This is a genomic window from Agrobacterium sp. SOY23 (assembly GCF_027212525.1).
GTDB lineage: Bacteria > Pseudomonadota > Alphaproteobacteria > Rhizobiales > Rhizobiaceae > Agrobacterium > Agrobacterium tumefaciens_I.
Genome location: NZ_JAPWDT010000004.1, coordinates 591,991 through 607,588 on the forward strand (window position 1 = coordinate 591,991; position 15,598 = coordinate 607,588).

Annotated in this window: 13 protein-coding genes; 4 read left to right on the forward strand and 9 right to left on the reverse strand. The window is 62.2% G+C overall.

Going from position 1 to position 15,598, the window contains the following annotated elements; translation table 11 throughout:
- Positions 1-10: 10 nt before the first annotated feature.
- The gene (locus O3S81_RS15245; protein WP_269344392.1) at positions 11-922 is read right to left on the reverse strand and encodes a L,D-transpeptidase; all 912 of its coding nucleotides are present in this window, start codon (positions 920-922) and stop codon (positions 11-13) included.
- Between the two features lie 168 nt (positions 923-1,090).
- On the opposite strand from O3S81_RS15245, the gene O3S81_RS15250 reads away from it, so the two are divergent.
- The gene (locus tag O3S81_RS15250; RefSeq protein ID WP_269344394.1) at positions 1,091-3,838 is read left to right on the forward strand and encodes a heavy metal translocating P-type ATPase; all 2,748 of its coding nucleotides are present in this window, start codon (positions 1,091-1,093) and stop codon (positions 3,836-3,838) included.
- 73 nt (positions 3,839-3,911) lie between these two features.
- Here O3S81_RS15250 and O3S81_RS15255 read toward each other — a convergent pair whose 3' ends face one another.
- The 4 genes from O3S81_RS15255 to O3S81_RS15270 all read right to left on the reverse strand — a co-directional run bounded on the left by O3S81_RS15255 (position 3,912) and on the right by O3S81_RS15270 (position 9,350).
- Positions 3,912-4,877, reverse strand: coding sequence for an alpha/beta hydrolase family protein (locus O3S81_RS15255; protein WP_269344396.1), 966 nt, complete (start codon positions 4,875-4,877; stop codon positions 3,912-3,914).
- Between the two features lie 123 nt (positions 4,878-5,000).
- Positions 5,001-6,626 carry a cisplatin damage response ATP-dependent DNA ligase gene (locus O3S81_RS15260; protein WP_269344398.1) on the reverse strand — a complete coding sequence of 542 codons (1,626 nt, stop codon included), beginning with the start codon at positions 6,624-6,626 and terminating at the stop codon, positions 5,001-5,003.
- A gap of 1 nt (position 6,627) precedes the next feature.
- Positions 6,628-7,638 carry a ligase-associated DNA damage response exonuclease gene (locus O3S81_RS15265; RefSeq protein ID WP_269344465.1) on the reverse strand — a complete coding sequence of 337 codons (1,011 nt, stop codon included), beginning with the start codon at positions 7,636-7,638 and terminating at the stop codon, positions 6,628-6,630.
- Between the two features lie 182 nt (positions 7,639-7,820).
- Positions 7,821-9,350: an MDR family MFS transporter gene (locus O3S81_RS15270; protein ID WP_269344399.1), complete on the reverse strand. Its 1,530-nt coding sequence runs from the start codon at positions 9,348-9,350 to the stop codon at positions 7,821-7,823.
- A gap of 140 nt (positions 9,351-9,490) precedes the next feature.
- Here O3S81_RS15270 and O3S81_RS15275 point away from each other — a divergent pair, with 140 nt between their 5' ends.
- Both O3S81_RS15275 and O3S81_RS15280 read left to right on the forward strand, forming a co-directional pair.
- Positions 9,491-10,006 carry a MarR family winged helix-turn-helix transcriptional regulator gene (locus O3S81_RS15275; protein ID WP_269344401.1) on the forward strand — a complete coding sequence of 172 codons (516 nt, stop codon included), beginning with the start codon at positions 9,491-9,493 and terminating at the stop codon, positions 10,004-10,006.
- Between the two features lie 82 nt (positions 10,007-10,088).
- Positions 10,089-10,748: a glutathione S-transferase family protein gene (locus O3S81_RS15280; protein WP_269344403.1), complete on the forward strand. Its 660-nt coding sequence runs from the start codon at positions 10,089-10,091 to the stop codon at positions 10,746-10,748.
- A gap of 65 nt (positions 10,749-10,813) precedes the next feature.
- On the opposite strand, the gene O3S81_RS15285 is transcribed toward O3S81_RS15280, so the two are convergent.
- Both O3S81_RS15285 and O3S81_RS15290 read right to left on the reverse strand, forming a co-directional pair.
- Positions 10,814-11,434: a glutathione S-transferase family protein gene (locus O3S81_RS15285; RefSeq protein WP_269344405.1), complete on the reverse strand. Its 621-nt coding sequence runs from the start codon at positions 11,432-11,434 to the stop codon at positions 10,814-10,816.
- Positions 11,435-11,573: 139 nt separating this feature from the next.
- On the reverse strand, positions 11,574-12,572 hold the full coding sequence (locus O3S81_RS15290; RefSeq protein ID WP_269344407.1) for an asparaginase: 999 nt from the start codon (positions 12,570-12,572) through the stop codon (positions 11,574-11,576).
- A 73-nt stretch (positions 12,573-12,645) separates the two neighbouring features.
- On the opposite strand from O3S81_RS15290, the gene O3S81_RS15295 reads away from it, so the two are divergent.
- The gene (locus O3S81_RS15295) at positions 12,646-13,413 is read left to right on the forward strand and encodes a DUF3750 domain-containing protein (RefSeq protein WP_269344409.1); all 768 of its coding nucleotides are present in this window, start codon (positions 12,646-12,648) and stop codon (positions 13,411-13,413) included.
- A 13-nt stretch (positions 13,414-13,426) separates the two neighbouring features.
- On the opposite strand, the gene betA is transcribed toward O3S81_RS15295, so the two are convergent.
- Both betA and O3S81_RS15305 read right to left on the reverse strand, forming a co-directional pair.
- A complete protein-coding gene (gene betA, locus O3S81_RS15300; protein ID WP_269344410.1) occupies positions 13,427-15,076 on the reverse strand; it encodes a choline dehydrogenase in 1,650 nt (549 codons plus the stop codon).
- 230 nt (positions 15,077-15,306) lie between these two features.
- A partial coding sequence (locus O3S81_RS15305) for an aldehyde dehydrogenase family protein (protein ID WP_269344411.1) occupies positions 15,307-15,598 on the reverse strand: 292 nt, incomplete at its 5' end.

Here is a 15,598-nt window from a genome sequence, read left to right on the forward strand (position 1 = left end):
TAGAACGTGGTCAGATAACCACAATCTGCGCGCCCTGCGGCACCCGTTCGTAGAGATCGATCACATCCTGATTGAGCATGCGTACGCAGCCGGAGGACGTCGCTTTGCCAACGGACTGCCAGTCCGGCGTGCCATGGACGCGGTAAAGCGTATCCTTGCCATCCTTGAAGATATAAAGCGCACGTGCCCCGAGCGGGTTGTTGAGACCCGGCGTCATGCCACCATTGGCGGCGGAGATGGAGGCGAGTTCCGGTTGACGCTTGACCATTTCATCGGGCGGCGTCCAGCGCGGCCATTTCGCCTTCCACTGGATCTTGCCGCGGCCCGACCAGGCATAACCATCACGCCCGAGCCCGACGCCGTAACGGATCGCCTTGCCGCCGGACTGCACGAGATAGAGAAAATGCTGCCTGGTATCGACCACGATGGTGCCCGGCGCCTCCGCCGTCTGGTAGCTGACTTCCTGCCTGAGATAACGCGGATCGATACGACCATAGGGAATGGCCGGCAACGAGCGGTCCTCGTCGCGGATCGGGCCATACATGACCCGGTGCAGCGGGTTGGAGACAGGCAGGCCATAGGCCATCGTCTGGCCCTGCGGCTGCGATGCGTTGTTAGACCCCTGCACCTGCGGGGCTTGCAGCCCCTGCCCGCGCACCGGCGGGCCGTATTCCTGATGGAAACGGGTTCTGAACAGATCCGGCGGGCGTGTCGAAAGCTGACCCGGCTGCGGCGGCAGTTCCGGCTGGCGATTGGAGCTGACGGAGTTGAAATTGAAGACCGGCGCCGTTTCCCTGACGAAGACATCCGGGTCCATCCGGGTCGTATCCGTCACGAAAAGGCAGCCGCTCAGGAGCGGCAGAACCGCAAGGCCCACCAGAGAGGCCGCCCGGCGACCGTTTTTCAAAAGGAGTGCTATCATCTGAACCGCTTCATGGAATCCAATCTGCCGGCATGATGAACCGCGCGGCTGGCGCGAAGCTGGCGTCGGGTTTTTCAAAAAAAATCGGAAAACCGCATTTTTCCTCTTGAAGCTCTAGTTGCTAGAGGTGCCAGATTGGCTGTCGACTGGAATTCAGGAGCGAGAACCATGAATATTTCGACACGTGGCAGTTTGAATGGGACATCGGAGGAGTTGACCTTCACGGTCGGCGGCATGGATTGCGGCAGCTGTGCGGCGAAGATCGAAACCGCGCTTTCCCGCCTGCCCGGCGTTGCAGACGTCAAGGTGTCGGTCGCCCGCGAAAGGCTGAACCTCTCCGTGGCCGAACAGAAAACCTCGGTCGAAAAGATCGAGGATACGCTGCGCAAGCTCGGCTTCAAACCCGCCCTCCTGCCGCGCGACAAAGCTCCCCAAGCAAAGCCGGAGGCCGATCATCACGATCACTCCTCCTGCGGCGGCCATCATCACGACGAGGCTGAAACAGTCGCTGAAAAGAACAATGCGCTGATCTTCTCGGTCGGCGGCATGGATTGCGGCAGCTGTGCCGCCAAGATCGAAACCGCGCTTTCCCGCCTGCCCGGCGTTGGCGACGTCAAGGTATCCGTGGCCCGCGAAAGGCTGAACCTCTCGCTGGCCGAAAACAAAACCCCGGTCGAAAAGATCGAAGACACGCTGCGCAAGCTCGGCTTCAAGCCCGCTCTGCTGCCGCAGGAAAAGGCCACGCGCGAAAAGGCGCCGGAGCAGAATCACGAGCATGACCACGCGACATGCGGCGGCCATCACCACGATCATGACCATTCCGGGCATGATCATTCAGACCATGACCATTCAGGGCACGACCACGCGGCGCATGACCATTCGGGACACGATCACCAGTCCTGCAAGGGGCATGACCACGATCACGCCGGCCATGATCATTCAGGTCACGATCATTCCGGCCACGACCATGCGGGCCACTCACACGCTGCTACACCTGCCGCCGCAAGCCAGGGCGCCGAGATAGGCCATGCCCATGGCGCGGATGAAAAAGGCGCATGGTGGCGCACCGCAAAGGCGCGCAACACCTTCACCGGCACCATTCTGGTCGCCATTGCCTATGCGGCGGAACTCACCTTCCCGGCATGGGGCAGCTATGCCTTCATCGTCGCCACACTGGTCACGCTTTTCCCGATCGCGAGGAATGCCTTCAACGCCGCTCGTTTCGGCGCGGTCTTCACCATCGAGATGCTGATGACGATTGCCGCCATCGGCGCGATCATCATCGGTGAGGCGGAAGAGGCGGCCATCGTCGTGCTGCTGTTCTCCGTCGGCGAATTGCTGGAAGGGTTCGCGGCCGCCCGCGCACGCTCCGGCATCAAGGCGCTCGGTTCGCTGCTGCCGAAAACGGCGCTGGTGGAGGAAAACGGCTCGCTTCGGCAGATCGCCGCCGATCAGGTGCGCATCGGCCAGGTGGTCGTGGCACGCCCCGGCGACCGCATCGCCGCCGATGGCGTTGTCATGGAAGGTCAGTCCAGCGTCGATGAATCGCCGATGACCGGTGAAAGCATTCCCGTCGCCAAGGAAAAGGGCGCTCGCGTCTTTGCCGGGTCGATCAACCATGACGGCTCGCTGCGCATCCGTGTCGACCGCGCGCCGGAAGACAACACCATTGCCCGCATCATCACGCTTGTCGAAGAAGCGCAGGATGCCCGCGCCCCGACGGAACGCTTCATCCAGAGCTTCTCGCGTTATTACATGCCGCTGATCGTGGCGATCTCGGTGCTGACGATCATCGTGCCGCCGCTCGCCGGCCTTGGGGACTGGGATACCTGGATTTATCGCGGTCTCGCCCTGCTCCTGATCGGTTGCCCCTGCGCCTTGGTCATCTCGGTTCCCGCGGCCATCGCCTCCAGCCTTTCGGCTGCGGCACGCCACGGCATGCTGGTGAAGGGTGGCGCGGTCATCGAGATGCTGGCACGCACCGAGACTGTCGCCTTTGACAAGACCGGCACGCTGACACTCGGCGAACCCGTGGTCACTGACGTGGTGGCGCTTGACGGCAACGAGGCCGAGCTGATTGCGCAGGCCGCGACCATCGAACATGAATCGAGCCATCCGCTGGCGCGCGCCATCGTCAACCACGCCGAAAAGCTGGGCGTGAAGCCCCTGCCCGGCTCCGAGATCAAGGCGATTTCCGGACGCGGCATGCAGGGCAATGTCGGCGGCAAGCGCCTCTTCATCGGCGCACCGCGCTTTGCCACTGAAGTCGGCAACGTTTCGAAGGACCTGTCCGATCGCATCGCCAAGCTGGAGAGCGAAGGCAAGACGGTGGCTGTCGTGATGGCCGGCGGTGAAGCAAGCGGTCTGTTCGCCATGCGCGACGAGCCGCGCAAGGATGCGGCGGAAGGCGTCAAGGCACTGAAGGATATGGGCATCTCCTCGCTGATGCTGTCGGGCGACAATGCCCGCACGGCGAAGGCAATCGGCAACAAGCTGGGCCTTGAGGCGCGCGGCGAATTGCTGCCGCAGAACAAGGTCGAGGAAATCCGCAAGCTCGCCGAAAAGAAGACCGTGGTGATGGTGGGCGACGGCATCAACGACGCGCCGGCCCTTGCGGCGGCCAGCGTCGGCGTTGCCATCGGCTCCGGCACCGACGTGGCAATGGAAGCGGCGGATGCGGCGCTGATGCGCAACAATGTCGGCGATGCCGCCCGCCTCATCGGCCTGTCGCGCGCCACCATGAGCAACATCCGCCAGAACGTGACGATCGCGCTCGGCCTGAAGGCGGTGTTCCTGGTCACGACCGTCACCGGCGTTTCCGGCCTGTGGCTCGCCGTCTTCGCCGATACGGGTGCCACGGTTCTGGTGACCGCCAATGCCATGCGGCTGCTCGGTTACTTCAAGAAGAGCGCCTGACGGTTGCCAAAAGGCATAAAAACTCCGTCACCTCATCCCCGGTCCCACGGGGATGAGGTCGGCACTAGACTTCTCAAGTGAATTGATTGAAAAAGCGGATGCTTTCCGCCACCGCGCCCGGAACAACGCCATTATGCGTGCCGGGCAGCAGTTTTTTGTCGACCTTGAACCCGGATGTCAGGGCGCGATCCACGAAAAGCTGGTGATCGGCGTCGAAGGGCCGCTCCTCCGTGCCGCGCAAAAGCAGCGCCGGACATTTGAGGCTGGGGCCGAAACAGACGGAGGAGCGCATGATGAATTCGCGCTCGTCGGTTTCGTCGAAACAGATCTCGTCGGTATAGCGATTGAAATAACGCCATGAGTTGACGCCGGCGGAGATGGGCGTGGCGGCGCGGAATTTGCGGCTCATGGCGGCCAGAAGCGTCAACGTGCCGCCGTTGGAATGGCCGGCGATGAAGAATCGATTCCTGTCGATGCCGGGCAGGCTTTCCAGATAGGTCGCAGCCGCCAGCGCATCCGCCGTCTCATCGTAGAAGCCGGAATAATTACCGTTCTGGCCGTTCTCGCCCCGGAAGGATGGCAGGAGCACGACAAAGCCCGCTTCCCAATAGGGTTTCATCATCGCCCAATGGCCATCCCCCGTGGCATTACCGCCGTGAAGGAAAAGCACCGCCGGTCTTGGCGTTTTGGAAGGCTGGTAGCGGGAAAGCCAGGCCACGAGCTCGATGGAGCCATCCGGCCCGCCGGGATAGGTGACACGATCCGCACCGGGCGGCGTGCCGAGCGCTGAGGATTTTTCCGGCGCGGCCATCTTGCGCAACAGATGGGTGTGAAAATGCCGCCGCGCCTCCGCATAATCCTGCCGTTCCAGCGGCAGAACCTCCGGCGCGGCAATGGAGGCTTTTGCACCCGGCGGCAGAAGCGCGGCCGCAGACAGGCCCATGGCGCCGGCCAGCAGGCTGCGCCGCGTCAGGCTCGGGGAAATCATGCCGCTCTCTTCCTGTCCGAAGGCTGAGGAAAGAAAGCGTTTTTCTACCATGGGTGCACCTGACGGGATGATTGTGGTTGCAGTTCAGCACTGCGGCGGGAGGCTGTCCAATCACGGATTCGCGAAGGACAACAATGTATTCGCAGCCTTCATGGCAATTTCTGGACGGCCACCCTACCCTTCCGCGCCGTCGATCAGCGCCACCAGCGTCGAGAGCCGGTCCGCCTCGGCCGGCAGCTTGTCGGCGCGCAACCTCGCAATGCGCGGAAACCGCATGGCGACGCCGGATTTGTGGCGGTTGGAGCGGTTGATACCTTCAAAGGCCACTTCCAGCACGAAACCGAAATCCGGCGTGGCGCGCACCGCCCGCACCGGGCCGAAACGCTCGACCGTATTGTCGCGCACGAACTTGTCCAGCACTTCGAGTTCCGCATCGGTGAAACCGAAATAGGCCTTGCCCACTGGCACGAGCTGTTCGCCATCCTCACCTTCCGCCCATACACCGAAGGTGAAATCGGAATAATAGCTCGATCTTTTGCCATGGCCGCGCTGCGCATACATCATCACCGCATCGATATTGTAGGGATCGCGTTTCCACTTGAACCACGGTCCCTTGGCGCGCCCGGCCTGATAGGTGCTGTCACGGCGCTTGATCATCACCCCCTCGATCACCGGATCGGGCGGGGCGGCGCGCAGCGCGTCGAGCTCGGCCCAGCTGGAAAAGCCGATCAACGGCGAGAGGTCGAAGCGATCATGCGGGGCGTGCTCGATGATATCCGACAACCGGCCGCGGCGTTGCAGATAGTTCTGCGCGCGAATGTCGCTCTCGCCATCGAACAGCAGGTCATAGGCGCGAATGAAGGCCGGATAGTCATCCAGCATCTTTGCCGTCACCGTCTTGCGGTTCAGCCGCTGCTGCAAATCCGAGAAGGTGCGGGTGAGATTGTTGGAGCGCGCAGTGCCGCCGATCAGCAATTCGCCATCCATCACGCCTTCGAAATCGATCGCTTCCAGAACATCGGGAAAGGCACCGGAAATATCGTCGCCGGAGCGGGAATAAAGTTTGCGCGTGGCGCCTGAGCGGGACAATTGCACGCGAATGCCGTCCCATTTCCACTCCGCCGCATAATCGGCGGGGTCGAGCGCATCAAGATCGCCTTCGGCCACCGGCGTCGCCAGCATCACCGAATGGAAGATGGCGGGCGTCGCCAGCACCGGCCGGTCCGACTTGCCCTCAAGCCAGGCAAAGAGAGACCGATAGGGCGGCGTCAGGCCGTGCCAGAGGGTTTCGATTTCAGTGATGTCCTTGCCGGCAAAATCCGCCAGCGCCTGCCGCGCCAGCCTTGCCGAAACACCGATGCGCAGGCTGCCGGTGGCGAGTTTGAGGAAGGCGAAACGCGAAGACGTATCCAGCCGGTCGAGCAGATCGCGCACCGCACCGCGCACCTCGGTGCGGCCGAGCGAATTCATCAGCGTTACTACCTCGCCAAGGCGCGGATCCTGTGCCTCGGCGTCATCCGCGCCGCCGATATTGCCCCAGACCAGCGAGATGGTCTCGGCCAGATCGCCGACATAATCATAGGAATAACGGAACAGCACCTCATCCATGCGCTCCAGCACCAGCTCGCGCAACAGGGCCGGCTTGACGCTCTTCAGGTCCAGCGTGCCGGCAATTACCGCCAGCCCGTAACCCCGGTCGGGATCGGGCGTATCGCGGAAATAATCGGTCAGCAGCTTCAGCTTGCCATTGCGGGATGGGGTGAGAACGAGGCGGTCGAGAAGCGTGGCGAAGGCTTTCATCTCAATCCCCCTCATCCTCGTAACCCACGAGATGCAGCGGCTTGGCGGCGATGCCCTGCAATTCGCACCAGCGCACCAGCGCCTCTTCGCGGCCATGCGTCACCCAGACGGCCTGCGGGCCGATTTCCCTGATGGTCTCCAGGAGTTCCGGCCAATCGCAATGGTCGGAGATCACCAGCGGCAGTTCCACGCCACCCTGCCTGGCGCGTTGCCGCACCATCATCCAGCCGGAGGCAAAGGCGATCAGCGGTTCGTTGAAGCGCCGCGCCCAGCGCTCCTGAAAGGCCGAAGGCGGGCCGATGACGATGGCGCCCCTGAAATCGGCAGGATCGCTTTTCTCAAGCGTCGCGGGCCTGAGATCGCCGAGATCGATGCCCTGCGAAACATAATAATCGCAAAGCCGCGCCAGCGCGCCGTGGATGTAGATTGGGTCGGCATAACCATTGTCGCGCAAAAGCCGGATGACGCGCTGCGCCTTTCCGAGCGAATAGGCTCCGACCAGATGGGTGCGTTCGGGAAACTGCCGGATGGAGGTGAGCAGCTTGCCGATTTCCAAACGCGGCAGCGGATGGTGAAACACCGGCAGGCCGAAGGTGGCCTCGGTGATAAAGACATCGCAGGGCACCGTCTCGAAAGGCGTGCAGGTGGGGTCGATGCCGCGCTTGTAATCGCCGGAGGCAACAATGCGCAGACCGTTCATTTCAACGGAAATCTGTGCGGAGCCCAGGACATGGCCGGCCGGATGGAAACCGACGGTGACCCCATTCACCACCACCGTCTCGCCGAAGGCAACCGCCTGCTCGCTGCCGCAGAAATCCTCGCCATACCGAATGCGCATGATATCGAGCGTCTGGCGCGTGGCCAGCACCGCACCATGGCCGGCGCGTGCGTGATCGGAATGGCCATGGGTGATGAGCGCCCGCGCCACCGGGCGCACGGGATCGATGTAAAAGTCACCCGCCGGGCAATAAAGGCCCTTCGGCGTGGAATTCAAAAGCTGTTCCGGCTTCATATTCATTGAGATAAGGCCGCCCGCGCGAATCGAGAGATTTTCGATGTTAACGCGGAACGGGCCTTATATTTCCAGTGAACGTGTTTTTGTTTTTTGGAGAGATTCCGCCATTCCGGCCTTGAGCCGGTATGACGGAGGAGAGGTCTCAGCGAGAAACAAAGGTGACAACGTTTGCTGCCACGCTACTCCCCCGCCGCTTCCGCCGGCTTCGCCTCAACCGCCGCCGGCAGGCGCACCGGTTTCAGCATCAGCGCTGCGGCAAGGCCGATGGCGGCGGTGGCGGCAGCGGCGAAGAACAGCGGCGTAAACGCATCCGAATAAAGCGAGGCGACGGCGGCCTGGGAGGCGGCGGGCAGTTCGGCGAGCATTTTCGGTGTCAGTTCCTCGATCTTGCCGACGCCGGGAATATCGACCGCGACACCTTTCAGGCTCGATGAGACGATGGCGCCATAGACCGAAATGGCAATGGCAGCACCACCCATGCGGGTCAGCGTCACCGCACCGCTTGCCGCACCGATATCCGCCTTGGGAGCGGAATTCTGCACACCGATGATCGGCGCCTGCTGGCCGAGGCCAACGGCGAAACCCTGCGCCAGCATCAGTACCGCGATCAGCCAAAGCGGCGTTCCGGCATGCATCTGCGTGAAGGCCAGCATGGCGATGACATTGATGGTGAGGCCGGCCACCGAGAAGGGCTTGTAGACGCCGGTGATCGAGATCAACCGTCCCGCCGAAAGCGAGCCCATGACGATGCCGCCGGTGACGGCGATGAAGAACAGGCCGGCGTGGGAGGGCGAAAGCCCGGTCGTGGTCTGCAGGAACAGGGCGTAATAATTGACCATGCCGATGCCGATACCGCCGCTCGTCAGCGAGACGATCATCAACAGCGGAAAGGTGCTGTCCTTGAAGAGCCTGAGCGGCACGACCGGTTCCGGCGCGCGGCGCTCCACCTGCACCCACAGGAAGGCGGCAATGACGGCGAAGGCGATGATGCCGAGGCTGGGGCCGGCGATCAGCGAGCCGAACAATTCGCTGCTATCGGCCCAGAATACCACGCTGGCGATGGTGGCCGCCAGCAGCACAGCGCCGAGATAATCGATCTTCGGCTGGCGGGCCGGCCGGCGATAGGGCAGCAACAGCGCAAGGCCGGTGATGACGATGAGGCCGAGCGGCAGGTTGATGAGAAAGATCGAGCGCCAGCCGAAGAGATCGCTCATCGTGCCGCCGAGGATGGGTCCGACGCTGCCGGATGCCATGATGGTGAGGCTGGAATAGCTCTGGTAACGGGCGCGTTCACGCGGTTCGAACAGATCCGCATTAACGGAGAAAATCGACACCATGATGCCGCCGCCGCCCAGCCCCTGCAGGACACGGGCCGCAATCAGCGAATCCATCGACCAGGCGAGACCGCAGGCGAGCGAACCGAGCGTGAAGATGACGACCGCCGCGATCATCACATATTTGCGGCCGAACAGATCACCGAGCTTGCCATAGACCGGCATGACCGCGCTGGTCGCCAGAAGATAGGCCGAGCCGATCCAGCCGAAGCGCTCCAGCGCGCCGAATTCACCGACGATGGTGGGAAGCGCTGTCGAGACGATCTGGTTGTCGAGGGTGGCCATGAACATGGCCAGCATCAGAAACAGAAAGACGATGAGCCTGCGCCGGTGATCCGACACAAGCGGCGCCACGGGGGCGGTGGACATATCCATGAAAAATCTCGTTGAGTTCCGGCGATTTTGCTGCGGCAATTTGTGTGCTATCAGCACATATATGTCAATGGCAAGTTTTTGACATCTGTGCTAATGACGCTAAATGTGATCACCGACTGGCAGGAAAGGAACGGCGAAGCGTGGCGACTGAGGAAGACTGGAACGAAGATTTGCCCGACGACATCAAGCGGATCGGCAATACGATGACGCGCATGCGCATCATGATCGGCCGCCGCATCATCGGCCGCATGGCGCTTGCCAAGATCGCTCCGGGTCTTGAACTCTCCCATATCGACGTGCTCGACATTCTGCGCCGTGCGGAAGGCGATGTCACCGTCGGTGCGATTGCCGAGGGCATGCGCATCGACCCTTCGCGCGGCAGCCGGGTGGTGGCTGATATGGTGGGGCGCGGGTTGCTGAAACGTGGCGTTTCCCAGGAGGATGGCCGCCGCAGCATCGTCGAGATCACGCCGCTCGGCACCGGCCTGCTGCAGGAAATGCGCCGAACCAAGATGAGCGTCATCGAGGACGTGATGGATGGCTGGCCGGCGGAGGATGTGGAGACATTCGCCCGCCTGTTCGAACGGTTCATCGACCGTTTCGAATGCCGGCTCTCGCCGGATGCGGACGTCTTCACGGATCAGAAAAAATCATGAGTGACCCGGCGATCTGCAACTTCACTTTAAAACGACGAGACCGTAACGTGCCGGCATCGAACAGGTTGAAGGGGTAATGTCGATGTTGACGATTTACGGTGTTTACCGTTCCCGCGCCACGCGCACGCTGTGGCTGGCGGGAGAACTGGGCATAGAATTCAAGCATGTGCCGGTCATCCAGGCCCGCCGCCTTGCCGACCCGCTGGCAGCCGATGCGCCGCTCAACACGCTGTCTCCCGCCTTTCTCGCCATCAACCCGATGGGCACCATTCCCTGCATCGAGGATGACGGCATGGTGCTTTACGAATCCATGGCCATCAATCTCTATCTCGCCCGCAAATATGGCGGGCCGCTTGCCCCGGTCGACCTGAAGGAAGATGCGGCGATGCTGCAATGGTCTTTCTTCGCCGCCACCGAAATCGAGACCAATTCGCTGAAGATTTCCTCCGCCATCGCCGAAGGCCTGTCGGAAAGCGATGCCGGCAAGGCGGTGATCGATGTCGCCGGGCGCCTGCTGAAGCGCCCCTTCCGGGTGCTGGAGCAGCATCTCGCTACCCATGATTATCTGGTGGGAGACCGCTTCACCGTGGCCGACCTCAATGCCGCGGAAATCGTTCGTTACGCGCAGGGTCACACGTCGCTGTTCGATGCGCATCCGGCGCTGAAAGCCTGGCTCGCTCGCTGCCAGGCGCGCACGGCGTTCAAGTCCATGTGGGACAGCCGGACCGCCGAGGCGGCTTGATCGTCAAGCCCCCTTTCCTTTCGTCATGCCGGACCTGATCCGGCATGACGGAAATACTGAGCCTTTCAGCCCCTCTCCCCCGCCAACGCCCGCTGCACCGCCGGGCGGTCGTTCATGCGGCGGAAATGGTCGTGCACCTTGGGAAAACGGGCAATGTCTACGCCATCGCTTTCCAGCCAGCCGGACATGACGAAAAGATAGGGATCGGCCACTGAATAGGCCGTGCCCAGAACCCAGGGGCCGTGCAGCATGCCGTGCTCGATCAGTTCGAAACAATCCCCCATATTTTGCGGCACCTTGGCCTTCATATCCGCAAGCGAGCTGTCCTCATTCGCCCAGCGGCTGCCGCGACGGCCATGGGCGTGGGCGACATGCACGGTGGAGGAAATGAAGGCGTTGAACGACTGCATCAGCGCGAATTCGAAGGGATCATCGAGTGGCGCGAGCTTCTTCTCCGGCGCCATCTGGGCGATGAAGGCGAGGATGGCAGGCGTCTCCGTCAGCACCCCACTCGCTGTGGCCAGTGCCGGCACGCGGCCTTTCGGATTGATCTTCAGGAATGCCTCGGAGCGTTGCTCGCCCTCCGCGAAATTGACGCGCTGGGCCTTGTAAGGCAGACCGGATTCCTCAAGCACGATATGGCTGGCGCGGGAGCAGGAACCGGGGGAGAAAAACAGTGTGAACATGGATATGCAACCTCCAAAGCAATGAGGGCGCCCGCCTGTTCCTCACGCGGACGCCGGCCCTCGCTGGCGGCCTTGAGGCAGCCATGACGCGCAGGGGCAAGCCATCATCGTGCCGGCAACCGGCCGCGTCAAAGGTTATTTAAGCGCCGACGACGCGGATATCGCCGACATGGATGCCGTTCCAGTTGCGCATCTGCCGGTTGGCCATGCCGCTCAGCGCCTGCTGCTCGGCGCTGCCTTCATCGAAATACCGGGCGAGCAGTGCCGAAACCATCGCTTCTGCCGCACGCGCCGTTCCGTCTTCGCATTTCACCGCCATCGCGATGCCCTTTTCCGGCAGGGCGGCCACGAAGACGCCTTCCGCGCCGGTCTTGGCAAAAATCTTGCCCGGCGCGATCTCCATCAGCCTGGTGCAGGTGCGGCCGGTGCCCGCCACGTAAAAGGGTTCGGCCATGCAGGCCTCGATGAGACGGCGCGAAGCTGTGGCGCGGCCCGCTTCAAGGCCCCTGCCCGTCGCCATCCTGGCAAAACCATGGGCCAGCCCCTTGAGCGGCACGGCATAAGTGGGAATGGAGCAACCATCCACGCCGCAATTGTCGTGGCCGAGCGCCGCCCCCGTCAGGCTTGCCATGGTGGCGCGGATCTGCCTCTGAAGGGGATGGTCGAAACCGACGTAACCCTTGGGGTCGGTGCCCGTGTGGCAGCAGGCGCAGATGAAGCCGGAATGTTTGCCGGAGCAATTATTGTGAAGCGCCGTCGGCTTTTCCAGCGTGCGGGCCTGGTGAATGATGGTCTTCTGGTCGGAAGACCAATGCGCGCCGCATTCCAGCGTCTCTACATTGCGGCCGGCTTTTGCAAGCATGGCGGCGGCGAGTTCCACATGCGCGTCCTCGCCGGAATGGGAGGAGCAGGCAAGCGCCAGTTCGCGGTTGCCGAAACCATAGGCATCCGCCGCGCCACTTTCCACCAGTGGCAGTGCCTGCATGGCCTTGCAGGCGGAACGCGGGAAAACGCCGCGTTCGATATCGCCCGCCGAAAACAGCACGCCGCCATCACCATCCACCACCACCGCAAGGCCCTGATGGCGACTTTCAACGAGATTGCCACGGGTGACTTCGACGGTAACGGAATTGTTCATTTTCACAGCCTCAAAAAATTCTGATTTTATGCCGTTGATACCGCAATTGATTTTTCGATGCACGGGGCTGTTCGTGAAATTTGCAAAACGTCTGCTGCTGGCGATTGCCGTTGTCTATTTGCTTCCCGCACTGGCGTCGGCCGGTCTGTGGGCCATGCGGGAACATCCGCAGGGCTGGCGTGACGCCCGCTGGTCCTCGTCCGGCACTTTGCCGGCAGCCAGCGCCGATGGTCAGGCGGCGGTTTACGTCTTTTCCGCCATGACCGGCGGCTTCAAGGGCTCCGTCGCCAGCCATGCCTGGATCGTGCTGAAAAAGCCGGGTGCGAAAGCTTATGACCGTTATGACAAGGTGGGCTGGGGCATGCCGATCCGCCGCAACGGCTATGCCGCGGACGCCTACTGGTATTCCAACATGCCGCGCGAGGTCGTGGCCATTCACGGCGCGGAAGCGGAAAGGCTCATTCCGAAAATCGAGAAAGCCATTGCCGATTATCCCTACGGGCAACCGGGCGGCTACCGCATCTATCCCGGCCCCAACTCCAACACCTTCGTTGCGCATGTGCTGCGCAGCGTGCCGGAACTGGGCGCGGTGCTGCCGCCCGATGCGGTGGGCCGCGATTATCTGCCCAACGGCGCCTTTTACCACATCGCCGATGACTGGAAGGATGCGAGCCTGTCGCTCGGCGGGCTGTTCGGCATTTCGGCAGGCGCGCGCAGCGGCTTCGAGATCAATTTCCTCGGTCTGGTCGCGGGCATCGATTTCATCCGGCCCGGCGTGAAGATACCGGGGCTCGGTTATTTCGGCATCGACAGCCCCGAACCGCCACCAGCGCGAGGATGACTACCACTGATCCTTATCGATCGCTGACGGCCGCGCGCGGGTTCACCCACGGCTCCTGATTGGAGCGCGGCAACGGGGTTTTGCCGAGTATGTGATCCGCCGCCTTTTCGCCCGTCATGATCGACGGGCCGTTGAGGTTGCCATAGGTCACATGCGGGAAGATCGAGCTGTCGGCAACCCTCAATCCTTCGACGCCGATCACCCGGCATTCGGGGTCGACAACGGCCAGCGGGTCGTTTCGGTCACCCATGCGGCAGGTGCCGCAGGGGTGATAGGCGCTTTCCAGATGCTCCCGCAAAAAGGCGTCGATCTGCTCGTCCGTTTCCACCTTTTCACCCGGCTGGATTTCCGGGCCACGAAAATCGTCAAAGGCCTTCTGGCTGAAGATTTCACGGGTCAGGCGCACGCAATGGCGGAATTTCTCCCAGTCTTCCGGATGGCTCATATAGTTAAAGCGGATAACCGGATCGTCCTTCGGATCGGCCGAGCGAAGGGTGACGTTGCCGCGCGATTTCGACAGGTTGTAACCGACATGCACCTGAAAACCATGACTTTTCGCAGCCGCCTTGCCGTCATAGGATATGGCGACCGGCAGGAAATGATACTGGATATCTGGCTGCTTCAGCCCGGGTGCGGAGCGCAGGAAGGCGCAGGCCTCGAACTGGTTGGAGGCGCCGAGCCCGCCTTTCGACAGCAGCCATTGCGCGCCCGCCACGCCCTGCCAGAACCAGGGCAGCCATGAATAGAGCGAGACCGGCTTGGTGGAGACCTGCTGGAAATAAAACTCCATATGGTCCTGAAGATTTGCACCCACGCCGGGGCGATCCGCCTTTACCTCGATACCCATTTTTTGCAGATGGGCGGCAGGCCCGATGCCCGAGAGCATCAGCAGTTTCGGCGAATTGAAGGAGGAGGCGGAAACGATAACCTCGCGACCGGCCTTGATGGTTTCCACCACGCCCTTACGCTCGATCTCGACGCCCACGGCACGGCCATTCTCGATGACGATCCTGCGGGCGAAACCGCTGACCAGCGTGACGTTGCCGCGTTTCAGTGCGGGTTTCAGATAGGCATTGGCGGCAGACCAGCGACGGCCATGGTGGATGGTCTGCTCCATCAGGCCGAAACCCTCCTGCTTGGAGCCGTTATAGTCATCCGTCAGTTCGAAACCGGCCTGCGCGCCCGCCTGAATGAAGGCGTGAAACAGCGGATTGTTGACCGGCCCGCGCTGCACATGCAGCGGCCCATCCGTGCCGCGCCAGCCCTCTTCGCCGCCATGGCTATGCTCCATGCGCTTGAAATAAGGCAGCACATCCGCATAAGCCCAGCCATGCGCGCCAAGCTCCTCCCAGCGATTGAAATCTTCGGCATGGCCGCGCACATAAACGAGGCCATTGATGGAGGACGAGCCGCCGATGACCTTGCCGCGCGGGGCGGTGATGCGGCGGTTGTCGAGATTGGGCTCAGGCTCGGAAAGATAACCCCAATTGTAGCGCTTCATGCTCATCGGCCAGGCAAGTGCCGCCGGCATCTGGATGAAGGGGCCGAAATCGGAACCGCCAGCCTCGATGACGATGACAGAATAACGACCGTCTTCCGACAGGCGATAAGCGATGGCGGAGCCCGCGGAACCCGAACCGACGATGACGTAATCTGCTTGCATGATTTGTGCTCTCCGATGAGCGGTTGTTCCGATTGACTGTCGGCGGGTGGGCTACCCCCCTCTGCCCTGCCGGGCATCTCCCCCTCAAGGGGGGAGATCGGCAAGAGGCGCTACCGCCACTTCATTCTCTGACCTTGAGATGGGCGCGACCCTCGCCGCATATCGATCTCCCCCCCTTGAGGGGGAGATGCCCGGCAGGGCAGAGGGGGGTAAGCCCCACCCAACAACCATCAATAAGGCGCGTCCACCTTCCCCGTGCTCACATAAACCGTCTTCAGCTCGCTAAAATGCTCCAGCGCCGCCGCTGAATTCTCCCGGCCAAAACCGGATTGTTTGGAGCCGCCGAAGGGGATTTCCACCGGGCAGAGGTTATAGGTATTGATCCACAGCGTACCCGCCTCCAGCCGATCCACGACGCGGTGGGCGCGGGCGAGATCGGCGGTGAAGACACCGCCGGCCAGCCCGAATTCGGTGGCATTGGCGCGGGCGAGAACCTCGTCCTCATGCTCGAAATCCAGCACA